The organism is Pseudomonas sp. NMI542_15, assembly GCF_021283425.1.
GTDB lineage: Bacteria > Pseudomonadota > Gammaproteobacteria > Pseudomonadales > Pseudomonadaceae > Aquipseudomonas > Aquipseudomonas fortuita.
In genome coordinates, this window is sequence record NZ_JAJSRO010000002.1 from 52195 (window position 1) to 67547 (window position 15353).

At 62.0% G+C, this 15353-nt stretch carries 10 protein-coding genes and 2 pseudogenes; 3 read left to right on the forward strand and 9 right to left on the reverse strand.

All coding sequences use genetic code 11. The annotated features are described in order from the left end of the window. Positions 1–2: 2 nt before the first annotated feature. Entirely contained in the window at positions 3–188 is a 186-nt protein-coding gene (locus LU684_RS03520) for a hypothetical protein (protein ID WP_016486315.1), read from the reverse strand. 214 nt (positions 189–402) lie between these two features. On the opposite strand from LU684_RS03520, the gene LU684_RS03525 reads away from it, so the two are divergent. The 3 genes from LU684_RS03525 to LU684_RS03535 all read left to right on the forward strand — a co-directional run bounded on the left by LU684_RS03525 (position 403) and on the right by LU684_RS03535 (position 6303). Beyond that, positions 403–903, forward strand: coding sequence for a DUF4142 domain-containing protein (locus tag LU684_RS03525; RefSeq protein ID WP_016486314.1), 501 nt, complete (start codon positions 403–405; stop codon positions 901–903). 72 nt (positions 904–975) lie between these two features. Next, positions 976–2073 (forward strand): mechanosensitive ion channel family protein, encoded by a 1098-nt coding sequence (locus LU684_RS03530; RefSeq protein ID WP_016486313.1) that lies wholly within the window; start codon positions 976–978, stop codon positions 2071–2073. A 120-nt stretch (positions 2074–2193) separates the two neighbouring features. Continuing rightward, positions 2194–6303, forward strand: a complete 4110-nt coding sequence (locus tag LU684_RS03535) for a CheR family methyltransferase (RefSeq protein ID WP_054888248.1) — start codon at positions 2194–2196, stop codon at positions 6301–6303. Positions 6304–6342: 39 nt separating this feature from the next. On the opposite strand, the gene LU684_RS03540 is transcribed toward LU684_RS03535, so the two are convergent. The 8 genes and pseudogenes from LU684_RS03540 to LU684_RS03570 all read right to left on the reverse strand — a co-directional run bounded on the left by LU684_RS03540 (position 6343) and on the right by LU684_RS03570 (position 15235). After that, on the reverse strand, positions 6343–6858 hold the full coding sequence (locus tag LU684_RS03540; protein WP_016486311.1) for an MgtC/SapB family protein: 516 nt from the start codon (positions 6856–6858) through the stop codon (positions 6343–6345). Between the two features lie 395 nt (positions 6859–7253). Beyond that, positions 7254–7439: pseudogene (locus LU684_RS30570) on the reverse strand (cyclase family protein); the annotation flags it as partial. Further along, positions 7435–7962, reverse strand: a pseudogene (locus tag LU684_RS30575) (NAD-dependent epimerase/dehydratase family protein); the annotation flags it as partial. The pseudogenes LU684_RS30570 and LU684_RS30575, both read right to left, overlap by 5 nt. A gap of 167 nt (positions 7963–8129) precedes the next feature. Beyond that, a complete protein-coding gene (locus tag LU684_RS03550; protein WP_102688877.1) occupies positions 8130–9425 on the reverse strand; it encodes a cytochrome c in 1296 nt (431 codons plus the stop codon). An 11-nt stretch (positions 9426–9436) separates the two neighbouring features. Then, a complete protein-coding gene (locus LU684_RS03555; RefSeq protein ID WP_060516664.1) occupies positions 9437–11209 on the reverse strand; it encodes a GMC family oxidoreductase in 1773 nt (590 codons plus the stop codon). A gap of 2 nt (positions 11210–11211) precedes the next feature. Continuing rightward, complete coding sequence (locus LU684_RS03560) at positions 11212–11934, reverse strand: gluconate 2-dehydrogenase subunit 3 family protein (RefSeq protein WP_232894147.1); 723 nt, start codon at positions 11932–11934, stop codon at positions 11212–11214. A 78-nt stretch (positions 11935–12012) separates the two neighbouring features. After that, positions 12013–13473, reverse strand: coding sequence for a 3-sulfolactaldehyde dehydrogenase (locus tag LU684_RS03565; protein WP_060516668.1), 1461 nt, complete (start codon positions 13471–13473; stop codon positions 12013–12015). A 22-nt stretch (positions 13474–13495) separates the two neighbouring features. Next, entirely contained in the window at positions 13496–15235 is a 1740-nt protein-coding gene (locus LU684_RS03570) for a 6-deoxy-6-sulfo-D-gluconate dehydratase (RefSeq protein WP_070086332.1), read from the reverse strand. Positions 15236–15353 lie beyond the last annotated feature (118 nt).

The window sequence follows — 15353 nt, forward strand, 5'->3', positions numbered from 1 at the left end:
ACTCATTGATTCTGCGGTTTGGTCTCAGCTGGAGGGTTAATTACAGGGTCACTGGGTTGCTGCATCTGCAGTGACGGTTTGCTTGGGTCGGCATCCTTCGCTGGATGATCACTGTCGCGGTCGAAGCAACCTCCGAGCAGCGAGAAACTGGCAGTCAACAGCAACATGGCGAACAGGTTGTTTTTCATGATGGTTACTCGTTTTTGTGAAGACCTAAACCAACGAGTCTCACCGTCCCCCTGAATTCGTTCTGATTACGACATAGCGGATGAGCGGTGCCCGGACACGCAGATTGCGCTGCCACGGCGGCCCTGTTTTCAAGAAAAACTAAACCTTCACCCACACCTGCGGTTCAACCGAGTGCGACATTGAGGTCGCGCCAACAGAACGAAGGAGTGAGACATGAACACACCATTGTTGAAAATCGCCGGCGTTACCCTGTTGATGGGCCTGGCTTCGCTGCAGGTACAGGCAGCGTCTTCGGACGATTTCGTCGATGCGGCCACTGAAGCCGGTATCGCCGAAGTGGTCACCGGCAACCTGGCGCAGGAAAAGAGCCAGAGCGCAGACATCAAGCAATTCGCCCAGCAAATGGTCACAGACCATACCAAAGCCAACCAGGAACTCGGTGACATCGCCCGCAAGCTGGACATCAGCGTGCCCGACGAAGCGGCGCTGACCGACAAGGTGAAGAAGATGATCCTCGAATGGCGCGACGAGTCGTTCGACCGGTCATACGTCAATAACCAGGTCGACGCGCACGAAAAGGCCGTGGAACTGTTCAAGAAAGAGGCCGCCTCCTCCGACAAGCCGGAGCTGAAGGCCTTCGCCAGCGACAAGCTGCCAACGCTGCAACACCATCTGGAACAGGCCAAGGCGCTGCAAGCCACTCACGGCAAGTAACCCACACGTCACCACGTAATCCCAGGGGCCGCCCTGCGGCCCTGCCTTGAGCCATCTGGAGGTGGGCTCCCCATGAATGATCGAATCATCGAACTGTTCACCGACACCACATTCTTCGGCATTTCCATCCTCAACCTGCTGGTAGCGCTGTGCGTTGCTGTGCTGACGTTCGTGATTGCCAGAGCTGTCATCGGCCTGTTGATGCGCCGGGTGCAGCGCTGGTCCGAACATGACGGGGCAATGAGTCAGGTGCTGGCCAAGGTACTGGCCGGCACCAGCAACAGCCTGCTGCTGCTCGCTTCGCTGCTGGTCGGCTTGAGCATGCTGGACCTGCCCGAGCGCTGGCTGGGCCGGGTCAGTAGCTTGTGGTTCGTGGTCGCTGCCCTGCAGATCGGCCTCTGGGTCAATCGCGCCATCGCGCTGGGCCTCACCCGCTACTTCAGCCGGCACAGCGCCGACGGCCTATACCAAGGCAGTGCGCTGGCCACGCTTTCGGCCTGGGGCGCGCGCGTGCTGTTGTGGTCGGTGGTGTTGCTGGCCATGCTGTCCAATCTGGGCGTCAATGTCACCGCCTTCGTGGCCAGCCTGGGTGTGGGCGGCATTGCCGTCGCCCTGGCCGTGCAGAACATCCTGGGTGACCTGTTCGCCTCATTGTCGATCGCCGTCGACAAACCGTTCGAAGTCGGTGATTTCATCGTCATCGGTCCGCTGGCGGGCACGGTGGAGCACGTGGGGCTTAAGACCACACGCATCCGCAGCCTGGGTGGCGAGCAGATCGTCATGGCCAATGCCAGCATGATCAGCAGCACGATCCAGAACTACAAACGCTTGCAGGAGCGACGCATCGTGTTCGAGTTCGGCTTGTCGTACGACACGCCCACTGATGCGGTAAAACAGGCGCCCGCCATCGTCGAAGAGGCGATCACAGCCCAACAGCAGGTGCGTTTTGATCGCGCCCATTTGCGCGGCTTTGGCAAAGAGGCACTGGAGTTCGAATGCGTCTATATCGTGAGAGACCCTGGCTACAACCTCTACATGGATATTCAGCAGGCGATCAATTTCCACCTGCTCGAGCGCTTCAACAGGATCGGAGCCAAGTTTGCCGTACCGGTACGTGCCATCAAGGTGACCGCACTGCCACAATCCCTCGAGCAGCCCCAGGCCCTTTGACCGACAGCGGCACTTTGGCCAGCATGGGCAGTCCTACTTGAACCCCGCTCGTAGATTGATCGGTGCCAGGCCTATAATCGCTGCCACTGCTCACTCCCGGTTCGCACAAGGCTCGTGCCCATGAAATCGTCCAGCAAACCCACGCCCGCCTCGCCGCAAAACCCTGCCCTAAGCCCCAGCCATCTGGACTTCCCAGTGGTGGGTATCGGTGCATCGGCCGGCGGCCTGGAGGCGGTCCAGGCGTTTTTTCAGCGCGTCCCCGAAAACTGCGGCATGGCGTTCGTTGTAGTGTTGCACTTGTCGCCGGACCACCAGAGCCAGGCAGACCGCTTGATCCAGCGCGTCACGCGAATGCCGGTGTGCCAGGTAAGCGAGCCGGTACCGATCGAGCGTGATCACGTCTATGTCATTTCGCCAGCCAACCGCCTGTCCACCAATGACGGCTACCTGCGGGTCAGCCCGGCCAGGCGCAGCCGCGGCGACCACGTCGCCATCGACCTCTTCTTTCGCGACCTTGCTGATGTGCACAAGGACCATGCGTTCTGCGTAATCCTTTCGGGCAGCGGCAGCGATGGCGCAGTGGGCCTATCGCGGATCAAGGAACAAGGTGGCGTGACGCTTGTGCAGTCGCCCGATGACGCCCAGTACCCTGACATGCCCAAGGCCGCCATCGCCACCGGCATGGTCGACCTGATCCTTCCGGTGACCGAGATTCCGGGCAAGCTGGTAGAACTGTGTCGCTCGGCTCAGAAGGTCAAACTGCCGGAAATCGAGGATGACAGCCTCCCGCCGCCGCTAGGCGAACGCTCAGGCGACCCAGCCCAATGCGACCCGCTCCTCGACGACATCCTCGCCCGGCTGCATGCCAGCACCGGCCACGACTTCCAGCACTACAAGCGCGCGACGGTGCTGCGCCGGCTTGAACGTCGCCTGCACGTCACCGCGCAGACCGACCTTGCCGGTTACCGCGACTACCTCGAGCGGCATCCTGAGGAGTCTCGCGCCCTGTTGGCGGACATGCTGATCGGGGTCACCAACTTCTTTCGCGACCGGGACGCCTTCGAAGCGTTGCAACAACAGGCGATGCCGGGGCTGGCCAACGATGACAGCGAGGATCCGCAGCGCGAAATACGCATCTGGTCGGCGGGGTGTTCATCCGGCGAGGAAGCCTATAGCCTGGCGATGATGGCAACCGAGCAATTGGCGATGGAGCAGCGCAGTGCCAAGGTGCAGGTGTTCGCCACCGACCTCGACGAGCGCGCGATCAATGTCGGCCGGCTGGGCGTTTACCCCGATGCCATCGCCACCGATGTTCCCACGGCCAGGCTGCGCCAGTTCTTCATCAAGGAAAATCAGAATTACCGCGTACGCAAGGACATTCGCGAAAAAGTGCTGTTCGCCCGGCACAACCTGTTGTCCGATCCACCGTTCTCTCAGTTGGACCTGGTGGTATGCCGTAACTTGCTCATCTACCTGGACCGGGAAGTGCAACGGGAAATCCTGCGGCTGTTCCACTTCGCCCTGCGTAAAGGAGGTTACCTGTTCCTGGGCAGTTCGGAATCAGCGGACGTGGCGGCCGACCTGTTTATTGCCGTGGACAAGCGCCATCGCATCTTCCGCGCCAGGGAAGTGGAACCGGCGCGCCGCCCGGGGCGGCTTCAGACGCCCGACACGCCAGCAGTACGCGCCAAACCCAAGCCCCTGCGCAAGCTGTCCTATGCTGAAATCCATCACCGGGCGTTGTCCAGGCGCACACCGCCCAGCCTGATCGTCGATGCTGACGGCAACATCTTGCACATGAGCGATGGTGTCGGCCGCTTCCTGCGCCACGCCGGTGGCGAAGTCAGCCCCAGCCTGCTCAACCTGGTACTCACGCCGCTGCGCCCTGCCCTGCGCAGTACCCTGTTGCAGGCTCAAAACACCGGCCAGCCGGTCAGCTCGGGCGCAGTGATCATCACCGTCGACGATCAGCGCGTCGAAGTCCAGGTACAGGTACAGCCCCACCAGGACGAACCCAGTGGCAGCGAATGCCTGCTGGTGATTTTCCAGGTTCGCGAAGCTGATCCCCACAACCCGCCTGCCATTCAGCAAACCGAAGGCATGGTGTTGAGCACCCTGGAGCGCGAACTGCAGCGTACCCGTCAGCAGTTGCAGGAAACCATCGAGCAGTCCGACATCTCCAGCCAGGAGCTGATGGCCTCGAACGAAGAAATGCAGGCGGTCAACGAAGAGTTGCGCCTGGCCAGCGAAGAGCTGGAAACCAGCAAGGAAGAGCTGCAATCCATCAACGAGGAATTGCTGACGGTCAACTACGAGCTCAAGACCAAGGTCGATGAAACCGACAAGATCAACGACTACCTGAGCAACCTGATCGCCTCCACCCAGATCGCCACCGTGTTTGTCGACCGCAACCTGCACATTCGCTGGTTCACCCCTGGGGCCACCGCCATTTTCAGCATACTGCCGGTCGACACCGGCCGCTCGCTGCTCGACATCACCCATCGCCTGGAATATCCAGGCCTGGCGGACGATGCGCGTGCGGTGATCGAGCGCGAAACCACGATCGAGCGTGAAGTGATCGGCCAGGACCAGCATTGGTACCTGGCGCGCCTGCTACCGTACCGGGCCAGCGAGCAGAATGTCGATGGCACCGTGCTGACGTTCATTGATATCACCAAAAGCCGCGCAGCCGAAGAACGCTTGCGCCAAGGTGAGGAGCGCATGCGCCTGGTCGCGGAGAGCACCCATGACTTCGCCATCATCCTGCTTGATGAACAGGGCCTGATAATCGATTGGAACACGGGCGCTGCGTTGATCTTCGGCTACGCCAAGGATGAAGTGATTGGCCAGCACTATGCGCTGATCTTCACCGATCAGGACCGCGAAGATGGCGAACCAGAACGTGAACTGCGTGCCGCGCGCCTGCATGGCCGCGGCCAGGACGAACGCTGGCATGTGCGCAAGGACGGCAGCCGCTTCTATTGCAGTGGCGAAGTGTCACGCCTCAAGGGCAGCAGCCTGCGCGGTTACGTGAAGATCGCCCGTGACCTGACCGGCCACAAGCGCCTGCAGGACGAACAAAGCAAGCGCCTGGCCGAGTCACAAAGCTCCAGCCACATGAAGGACGAGTTCTTCGCAGTGATGTCCCACGAGCTCAAGCACCCGTTGAACCTGATTCAGCTCAATGCCGATATCTTGCGACGTATACCATCGGTCACAAGTACCGGCATGGCGAGCAAAGCGGTCAACGTCATTCGCGAAGCGGTCACCAGCCAGGCGCGGATCATCGATGACTTGCTCGATGTAGCGCGCATCCGCACGGGCAAACTCAAACTGAAGACCCAGCCGGTCGATTTGTGCGCCGTGCTGCAGGGTATCTGCTCCGTAGCTTGCAATGAGCAGCGCGGCCGAAGTGTTCGGCTGACGCTGCCGGCCGATGGGGAACCGGTCTATGTGGAGGCCGACAGCACCCGTGTCGACCAGATCATCTGGAACCTGCTGAACAACGCACTGAAGTTCAGCCCTGCCGATGGCGAAATTCTGTTGAGACTTGCTCGGCAGGATGAGCAGGCGCGACTTGAAGTCATCGATCAGGGCATAGGCCTCGCCAAAAACTCCCTGGAAGATATTTTTGAGCTGTTCAACCAGGCTGCACCCACCGGCCATGGGCGAGAGGGGCTAGGTATTGGCCTTTCCCTGGTTCGTCAATTGGTAGAAGCCCATGGCGGAGCGGTCAGCGTAGAGTCTCCCGGAATAGGCCAGGGTTGTACGTTCATCATCACCCTGCCCTTGTGCGCGTACGCCCAGCAACCCCAGGTGCAAGGCGAAGTGCTGCCATCAGAAGGTCGGCTGAAAGGGGTTCGTATCCTGCTGGTGGATGACTCGGTCGATGTGCTGGAAGTGATGGAACAATTGCTGTTGATGGAAGATGCCGACGTCGATGCCTACAGCGACCCGAAACTGGCGCTGCAGTCGGCGGCAGATGCGCGTTACGACGTGATCATTTCCGACATCGGCATGCCTGGCATGGACGGCCATGCTCTGATCCGGGCGCTGCGCGGCCTGGAGCATCTGCGCTACATCCCGGCCATCGCGTTGACAGGCTATGGGGCCAGCGCCGACCAATACAAGTCTCGCCAGTCCGGGTTCGACCGTCACCTGAACAAGCCTGTGGGCTATGACGACCTGATCGAAGCGATCGAGCGCCTGAATGGATCAGCGTCGGTCTGAATAAGGGAAGGCAGGCTTTGCGGGGGCGACCCACGCCCCTCAGTGCTTCCTGCCCTCCTCCTTCTGTTTTTCTTCGTCTTGCCTTTCGACCTTTTCCACCAGCAAGGGCATCGTGCCCAGCACCAACAGCGCCAGCACCGTGCTGACCAGCGCCGTGGCTTCGCGTCCCATCCCGGCTGCCGTACCGATGGCCGCCGTCATCCATAGCCCCGCGGCTGTGGTCAGGCCTTTCACATGACTGGTGTCCTGGCCATTGCCTTTGAGAATGGTGCCCGCGCCCAGAAAGCCGATACCGGCAACGATGCCCTGAATCACCCGGCTGAGCGCCTGCGCATCGGCACCTGCCATGCTCGGTGCCAGCACGAACAGCGCCGCCCCCAGCGACACCAGCATGTGCGTGCGCACCCCGGCGGACTTGCCCTTGTGCTCGCGCTCGAAGCCCAGCACTGCGCCGAGTACGGCAGCCATTACCAGGCGTACGAGGATTCGTACGATCTCGCGCTCATCGCCAATGTCGGCGAATTCGGCCTGGATTGTTTGCCAGATCAGGTCCATTGACAGGTACCGGCCTGATGAGGCTTTCTGCTGGTGCGGCGCTCTTCACAGGCGCTCGTTGGTTCGATCTTGATCGGCATGGCAGCGGCTTCCGAGGACGGTTAAAGCGTATGACTGCGAGCACTTCAAGGTTGCTGCATCGGACTGCCTGGCAGGTCGAGTGCAAGCCGTCTGGCTGACTTTGACAGCTGTCAGAAATCGCCATTCTCGATCGCGCATCCTGCTGGGGGTATCGCGGGTATTTTTGGGGGTACATTTCTGCTTTTTGAAGCCAGAAACGCCGTTCCAGAGGCCTTTCCAAATGTTTTTTGGCGACCCTGACAGTCTGTAGGCGGCCAAGAAGCCTTCCGGGGTCATGCTGCGCCTGATGGGGGAATGGCTGTACCAGCGCTCATTTACTCCATTATTGCGACAGCTCGAACAAACCCGGCCGAGGCATGGCGGATCTTCGGAAAACAACTCACCAGAAAACCGAAATCAGGTAACTGCTCCAGGTTGGCCAGCTTTTCCATCTGCCCATAACCGATATCCCGCCCGGCCTTGTGCCCTTCCCAGATGATTGAAGCATCTCCCGTTTCACTGACGCATAGTGCCAGGGCGCATCCATGTGCGTGACAGGTCCAGCAAGGCGATTTCCACCATGCGCTTGTGCGCTGCATAAGATAGTTGAGGTGACGCCGGCTGGCCTTCGTCCATGCGAGCCGGCAACTCACCGCCGTACACCACGACGCTGCTGGCATACACCAGCACCGGTGGCCAATTGGGGTTGCGCAACTGGTTGAGCAGCTCGAGGCTGGCTTGCAGGTTCACCGGGTAACCCCCCAGCGGGCTGTTGAAGTACCAGAACCAGTTGGAGCCCAGCAGGTGCCGGCCTGGGCCCCAAAAGCTGGTCCAGCCGTTCTGCTGGAAGCGCGTGCCAGCCAGCAGCACCTCGGTGCCGCTGCCCATGTGGAAGGTGAAGTGCTCGCAGCCCTGCATGTGCGGCGGCGTCTGAATCATGAACAGGCAGTGGTGGTCGTCCATGCCGGCTGTGCGCATGAACGGGCCGACGCCCATGAAGATGTCGGTGGTGACGAAGCCCAGGCGGTCGCGATAGAACGCTTTCCTACGTCCGGTCTGCTTCCAGAATTACCCGGACGAGTTACTGCCCCCGGCGCTGCAAAATACCAATCCGCTGGGATTATTGCGATTAGTAGACGGTGAAATGCGCCGCTCAAGCGTGGCAGATTGATCAGCTCCATTTGAACTCTCAGGGCATCTGAAACCGCACTCTATTTCTGCATTCCAGGTACTCGCAATGCGTCAGCTGACAACGCGTCGCGTATTCGAGCAACGGAGCTTGCAGTGATCGGCACTCCGGAGTTGCCCCAGGCACCTCGGACAAAGTTCAACACCTGGGCCACCTCATTGTCGCTCAGGCGCCACCCCAGCGGCGGCATGCTGAACGACGTCGGTGCGGCGTGGGTCGAAGGCAATGTCCCGCCTTCAAGCACCAGGCGAATCAACGATTGCGGATCGTCGACATTCAGCACAGGGTTAGCGGCCAATGCAGGAAAGACCTGCGCGTAGCCCTTGCCGTCACTGCGGTGGCAAGCCATGCAGTTATCCGCGTAGAGCCTTGCGCCCAGGGTCGGAGTCAGGCCGTCATGCAGTGCCTGATAGGTGGCAGGGTCCGCAACGTGAGGGCGATCGTCCGGATCGAGCGCTGGCAACTGCTTGAGGTATCGGGCAATCGCCAACCGGTCTTCATCGGTCAGATACTGCAGGCTGTGCACCACCACTTCACTCATACTGCCGAAGACTGCCGCTTTGTCCGTTCGCCCGGTCTTGAAAAAGTCGACCAGCTCAGCCTCGCTCCAGCTTCCCAGGCCGTGTCGATGATCCCCCCTGAGGTTTTTTCCGACCCACCCTTCCTGCGCGTCACCACCTGCGAGAAATGCTTCGCCTTCGCTAGCGCCGAGCGCTTTTTCCTGCAGGCTGAACGCACGCGGCGTATGGCAGGCGCCGCAATGGCCGAGCCCTTCTACCAAGTACGCGCCCCGCGCAAGCACAGGGTCTTGCATCGGCGTGTCAGCAGCAGCCGTGTCGACGCTTGGTGCGAACAGGTTGCGCCACACATGCAGTGGCCAACGCATCGATAGCGGCCAGGGAATGTTCGGGGCCTGAGTAGCTTGGGTCACCGGCGTGACACCGTGCATGAAGTACGCGTACAGCGCCTGCATGTCTTCATCGGACACCCGCGCATACGACGGATAAGGCATCGCCGGATAAAGGCTGTAACCGGCCTTGGCGACGCCATGGCGAACAGCCTTGTCAAAGTCCTCGAAACGGTATGTCCCGATACCGGTTTGACGGTCCGGGGTGATGTTGGTGGAGTACACCACGCCAATCGGCGTTGCCATCGGCAGGCCGCCGGCAAACGGCTTGCCATCCTTGGCAGTGTGGCAAGCGACGCAGTCCCCCGCTCGTGCCAGATAACGGCCCTTGGCAACCAAGGGGTCTTCGCCAGCGTGCGCAGGTGTAGCCAACAAACCCGCATAGGCCAGCAATGAGGCGAGGTATTTCATATTTGCGTACCTCATGCTTGCACCATCGGCCCGGGGTTGGGCAGGTAGTGCTCACGGATGTGGTGCGCGGCCCAATAGGTCAAGGCCCCCACCAGACCGGTCGGGTTATAGCCGAAGTTCTGCGGGAATGCCGACGCGCCCGTGACGAACACGTTATGTACGTCCCAGCATTGCAGGAATCGGTTGACGACACTGGAGGCGGGGTCGCTGCCCATTATCGCGCCACCCGTGGTGTGGGTACTCTGATAGACCCGGGTGTCGTAATGACTGCCGGGCTTCTTGGCATTGTTCTCGACGCTGCCACCGAGCACCTCGGCGATACGCTGCGCCTTGTCCACGGTGTACTGGGTCATCTTGAACTCGTTGTCGTGCCAGTCGAAGGTGATGCGCAGCAGCGGCTGGCCGTAGGCATCGCGGTAGGTCGGGTCCAGGCTCAGGTAGCTGTCGCGATAGGCCATGACCGAACCTTGAGCGTTGATGCCCATCAGGCGTTGATAACTGTCCTGGGTCGCGGCTTTCCAGCCCTTGCCCCACTTGGGCGCAGCCTTGGGTGTGGTCGCCTGGCCGATGGGGCGCCCACCGGTGCGGTTGTGACGAATGTTCGCCCCGCCAAGGAAGCCCAGCGGCGCGTGGTCGAAGTTGTCACCGTTGAAGTCGTCGATGGCCTGGCCACCGGCACCGGCGCCAATGAACGGATTGAGTTGCGTGCCCTTGGGCAGCATCACGCTGACACCGCCATTCATCTGGTACGCATAGTTCTTGCCCACCACCCCATCCCCGCTGACCGGGTCATAGGGCTTGCCGATCCCCGACAGCAGCAACAGGCGCACGTTGTGCAGCTGGAAGGCCGTGAGGATCACCAGTTGCGCGGGTTGCTCGACCTCGCGGCCCTGGGCATCGATGTAGGTCACCCCAGTGGCCAGTTTGCCGCTGCTGTCGAGGTTGACCTTGATCACTTGCGCCTGGGTTTTGACCTTGAAATTCGGACGTTTGAGCAGCACCGGCAGGATCGTGGTCTGCGGCGAGCCTTTGGAATACATGTAGCACCCGTAGTTCTCGCAGAACCCGCAGAAGTTGCACGGCCCCATGCGCACACCGTAGGGGTTGGTGTAAGGCTCGGAGGCGTTAGCGGCAGGAATCGGGAACGGCTCGTAGCCCAGTTCGCGTGCGGCCTTGGCGAACAACTGCGCGCCATACACATCTTTCAGCGCTGGCAGTGGAAACTCGCTGCTGCGTGGTGCTTCAAAACGGTTGCCACCCTTGACCACGGTGCCGTTGAGGTTACCGGCCTTGCCAGCGATCCCTGCAACCGCTTCAAAACGGGCAAAGTACGGCTCGAGCTCTTCGTAGCTGACGCCGAAGTCCTGGATCGTCATGCCCTGGGGGATGAAGTGCTTGCCATAACGCTCTTCGTAATGGCTGCGCAGGCGCAGGTCACTCGCCTGGGCGCGCCAGGTCAGGCCGTTCCAGTGAAAGCCCGAGCCACCGACACCGGTGCCGAGCAGGATCGATCCATGCTGGCGGTACGGTACCGCGACACCGCTGATGTTGTGCCGGAACGTGACCGTCTCGCGGGCCAGGTCCTGGTAAAGCTTGCCGCGCACGGTGTACGCCAGTTCGTCGATAACGTTGGGGTAGTTCGCCGTGGTGGGCGTGTCCTGCATCTCGCCGCGCTCAAGGGCCAGTACCTGCAGGCCCGCGTCGGTCATTTCCATGCCCATGATCGAGCCAGTCCAGCCCAGGCCGACCAGCACCACGTCCACCGGGGGATGTTTGATCGCCATGTCTACGCCCTTTGCCCACTGATCGACACCGGCCCCAGCGGATAGCGCTCGCCGGGGTGGTCGATCCAGTCCATGAAGTCGGCACGGGCACCGGGGAAACCGATCATCTTCCACCCCGCCATATCACGATTGCCGCCGTAGACAGGGTCGGCGAAGTAACCTTCGCGGGTGTTGCGCAGCAGCTGATTGAAGAACTGCGAACTGGGCAACGCTTCCAGCGGCACCTCACCCTCTTCCAGCAGGTGCAACACCTGCGCCTGCATCAGGCTGGCGAGCCCGGCAAAAGGTTGGCCGTGGGTTTGCCGGCACCACTGATCGCAGCCGGCAATGCCCAGCCGCAGAATGTCCCGGGGCGCAAGGCGGCCTTGATAGCCGAGCTCCGGCAGCTGATCGGTAATGAACGGACCTTGGCTGTAGAACAACGCGCCGTGGCCGTAGGGCGTGTCCATCTGACGATCGATGAACCCGGGGATGCCACAGGCGATGGCGCCTGGCCCAAGTTCATCGGTGGGGATCAGTCGTTCACAGGCCGCCTGCACGAACGCCCATTCAACGTCTGTGAAGAACCGTGGTCGATAGTCGTCCGGCTGCAGTTGCGGGGTGGCTGGCTGACGAGGTGTATCGCCGAAAGCGGTCGGAACGCCGTGGCTGGCTAGCGTCACCAGCGGGATTAGCGCCAGGCCGCCTTGCAGGAAGCGGCGGCGCGCATTGGGGGTATCGGACATGGGGCTACTCCATGCGGGGCTTGTTGTTCTTATGGGTGCTCAGTCACAGGGGGCAGCGCCTGCCCCCTGTGACAGGCTTTAGCGGTCGACGCCGCCGAGGCACACGTACTTGATTTCCAGATAGTCTTCGATGCCGTAGCGCGAACCTTCGCGGCCAAGGCCCGATTGCTTGACGCCTCCGAACGGCGCCATCTCGTTGGCGATTGCCGCAGTGTTGACGCCGACCATGCCGTATTCGAGGTCTTCGCTGACGCGCAGCACGCGGCCGATATCGCGGCTGTAGAAGTAGCTGGCCAGGCCGAACTCCGTGGCGTTGGCCAGCTCGACCACCTCGTCCTCGCTGGAGAAGCGGAACAGTGGCGCCAGTGGCCCGAACGTTTCCTCGTGGGCCACTTTCATCTGCGCCGTAACTTCAGTGAGCACGGTCGGCTCGAAGAAGCTGCCACCCAGCGCGTGGCGTTGGCCACCTGCGATCAGCCGTGCGCCTTTCTCAAGGGCATCACTGATGTGCTCTTCGACCTTGCGCACGGCGTTCTCATCGATCATCGGGCCTTGGGTCACACCGGCCTCTACACCATTACCCAGGCGCAGGCCCGAGGCAGCAGCGGCGAGCTTCTCGGCAAACCGTTCGTAGATACCGTCCTGCACATAGATACGGTTGGCGCAGACGCAGGTCTGCCCGGCATTGCGGAACTTCGACAGCATCGCGCCTTCCACGGCCAGGTCGAGGTCGGCGTCATCGAAGACAATGAACGGCGCGTTGCCGCCCAGTTCCATGGACACCTTCTTCACGGTCTCGGCGCATTGCCCAATCAGCCGCTTGCCCACCGGCGTGGAGCCGGTGAAGCTGAACTTGCGCACCAGCGGGTGGCCGGTCAGCACGCTGCCGATCTGGGTCGCGCTGCCGGTGACCACACTGAACACGCCAGCGGGGATACCGGCGCGTTCGGCCAGGGCCGCCAGGGCCAGGGCCGACAGTGGTGTCTGGCTGGCCGGGCGCAGCACCATCGGGCAACCGGCGGCCAGGGCCGGGGCCACCTTGCGGGTAATCATCGCGTGGGGGAAGTTCCACGGCGTGATGGCCGCCGTGACGCCGATCGGCTCCTTGGTGACGATGATGCGCTTGTCTGCCGAGGGCTGCGGGATGGTGTCGCCGTAGACGCGCTTGGCTTCCTCGGCAAACCACTGCACGAAGGACATGCCGTTGCCCAATTCGCCACGGGCTTCGGCCAGTGGCTTGCCTTGTTCGGCGGTCAGCAGGCGGGCGAGGTCCTCCTGATTTTCGAGCATGAGCGCGTACCAGCGCTGCAGCAGCTCGGCGCGCTCCTTGGCGGTCTTGCGCTTCCACGGTTTGAAGGCACGGTGCGCAGCCAGCACCGCGCGTTCGGCTTCGGCAGCGCCCATTTGCGGAATGCGCGCCAGTTCTTCGCCGGTGGCAGGGTTGGTGACAGCAAAGGTTTCGCCGGAATCGGCACTCACCCAGTGGCCGTCGATGAACGCCTGTTGTTTGAGCAAAGAAGGGTCTTTGAGTTCGAGCATCGGTCAGTTGTCCTGGGCAGGTTCAGTGGATGGGTGGCTCGGGCACGGCTTCGCCGGCCTGCAGGAAATCGAAGTCGCAGCCTTCATTGGCCTGGGTCACGTGCTGCTGGTAGAGCGCAGCGAAGGAGCGACCGTAGGTCTTGTGCTGCGGCACATGCCCAGCACGGCGGCGGGCCAGCTCGTCGTCACTGACGCGCATGTTCAGCGTGCCGGCGGCGACGTCCAGGTCGATGATGTCGCCTGTGCGCACCAGTGCCAGCGGCCCGCCAACGGCGGCTTCGGGCGCCACGTGCAGGACGCAACTGCCATAGTGGGTGCCGCTCATGCGCGAGTCGGAGATGCGCAGCAGGTCACGCACCCCGGCCTCCAGCAGGCGTTTGGGGATCGGCAGGTTGCCCCACTCGGGCATGCCTGGCGCGCCTACGGGACCGGCGTTACGCAGGATCAGCACGGTGTCCGCAGTGACCTCCAGGGCCGGGTCGTCGATCATCCGGCTGAGGGTTTCATGGTCATCGAAGACCAGTGCCGGGCCGCTGTGGCGGCGCAGGCGCGGGTCGGCCGCGGAGGACTTCATGACCGCGCCATCGGGGCACAGGTTGCCGCGCAGCAGCGCCAGGGTCGCGCCTTGCTCGAGGCTGACCACCGGGTTGTCGAGGGGGCGAATGATGTCATCGTCGTAGCACGGTGCATCGGCCAGCAGGCTGTCCCAGCTCTGGCCGGTGGCACCTTCGCATTCCAGGTGCAGGTGCGGTTCGATCTTGCGCATCAGTGCGCGCAGGCCGCCGGCGAAATGGTAGTCCTCCATCAGCGCCGTGCCGGACGGGAACAGGTTGAGCAGCACCGGGATCTTCGCGGCCGCCGCTGCCAGCTGGTCGAGGGTCAGGTCGATGCCGGCGCGCCGGGCAATGGCGATCAGGTGGATCGCCGCGTTGGTCGAGCCGCCCATGGCCATGTACACCGCCACGCCGTTGGCGACATGCTTGTCGGTCAACCAGGTCGAGGGACGGCGGTCGCGCCAGACCAGGTCGACGATGACCGAACCACACTGCGAGGCCATCCGCGGGTGCGCACCGTCAGCGGCGGGAATGCTCGATGCACCAGGCAAGGTAAAGCCCATTGCGTCGGCGATGCTGGTCATGGTCGAGGCCGTACCGACGGTGTTGCAGGTGCCGATCGAGCGGGTCATGGCGCCTTCGAGCTCTTCCCAGGCGACCGTGTCGATCAGCCCCAGGCGGCGTTCATCCCAGTACTTCTTGGTGTGGGTGCCAGCGCCGGTCTTGACGCCGCGCCATTGGCCGTTGGACATCGGCCCGGCCGGACAGTAGATCACCGGCAGGTCCATGCTCAGTGCCCCCATCAGCAAACCCGGGGTGGACTTGTCGCAGCCACCCAGCAGCACGGCGCCGTCGATCGGCAACGAGCGCAGCAACTCTTCGGCCTCCATCGCCAGCAGGTTGCGATAGAGCATGGTGGTCGGCTTGACCATCACCTCGCCCACCGACTGCACCGGCAACTCCACCGGAAAGCCGCCCGCTGCCCAGACACCGCGCTTGACCGCTTCGGCACGTTCACGCAGGTGCGAATGGCAGGGCGACATCTCGCTCCAGGTATTGAGGATGGCAATCACCGGCTTGCCCATGAACTCTTCACGGCGCAGGCCGATCTGCTGCAGACGCTGACGGTGGGCGAACGCACGGATGGTGTCTGGAGCAAACCACCGCTGGCTGCGCAGTTCTTCGATTTTCTTGTGTTTTTCGGACATGAGCTAAGCCTTTGAACAAGGGCGCGACGAAAAATCGTAGCGCTGCGAAATTCTCTTTCAGGAGCATACTCAGATCGATTTCGTAGCGCTACGATTTTTTTCCCTGAAGAAGTGCCCT

Coding starts and splice junctions, on each gene's coding strand:
- LU684_RS03535 (WP_054888248.1), top strand. CDS start 2,194: ATGAAATCGTCCAGCAAACCCACGCCCGCCTCGCCGCAAAACCCTGCC.
- LU684_RS03570 (WP_070086332.1), bottom strand. CDS start 15,235: ATGTCCGAAAAACACAAGAAAATCGAAGAACTGCGCAGCCAGCGGTGG.
- LU684_RS03530 (WP_016486313.1), top strand. CDS start 976: ATGAATGATCGAATCATCGAACTGTTCACCGACACCACATTCTTCGGC.
- LU684_RS03520 (WP_016486315.1), bottom strand. CDS start 188: ATGAAAAACAACCTGTTCGCCATGTTGCTGTTGACTGCCAGTTTCTCG.
- LU684_RS03555 (WP_060516664.1), bottom strand. CDS start 11,209: ATGGCGATCAAACATCCCCCGGTGGACGTGGTGCTGGTCGGCCTGGGC.
- LU684_RS03565 (WP_060516668.1), bottom strand. CDS start 13,473: ATGCTCGAACTCAAAGACCCTTCTTTGCTCAAACAACAGGCGTTCATC.
- LU684_RS03540 (WP_016486311.1), bottom strand. CDS start 6,858: ATGGACCTGATCTGGCAAACAATCCAGGCCGAATTCGCCGACATTGGC.
- LU684_RS03525 (WP_016486314.1), top strand. CDS start 403: ATGAACACACCATTGTTGAAAATCGCCGGCGTTACCCTGTTGATGGGC.
- LU684_RS03560 (WP_232894147.1), bottom strand. CDS start 11,934: ATGTCCGATACCCCCAATGCGCGCCGCCGCTTCCTGCAAGGCGGCCTG.
- LU684_RS03550 (WP_102688877.1), bottom strand. CDS start 9,425: ATGAAATACCTCGCCTCATTGCTGGCCTATGCGGGTTTGTTGGCTACA.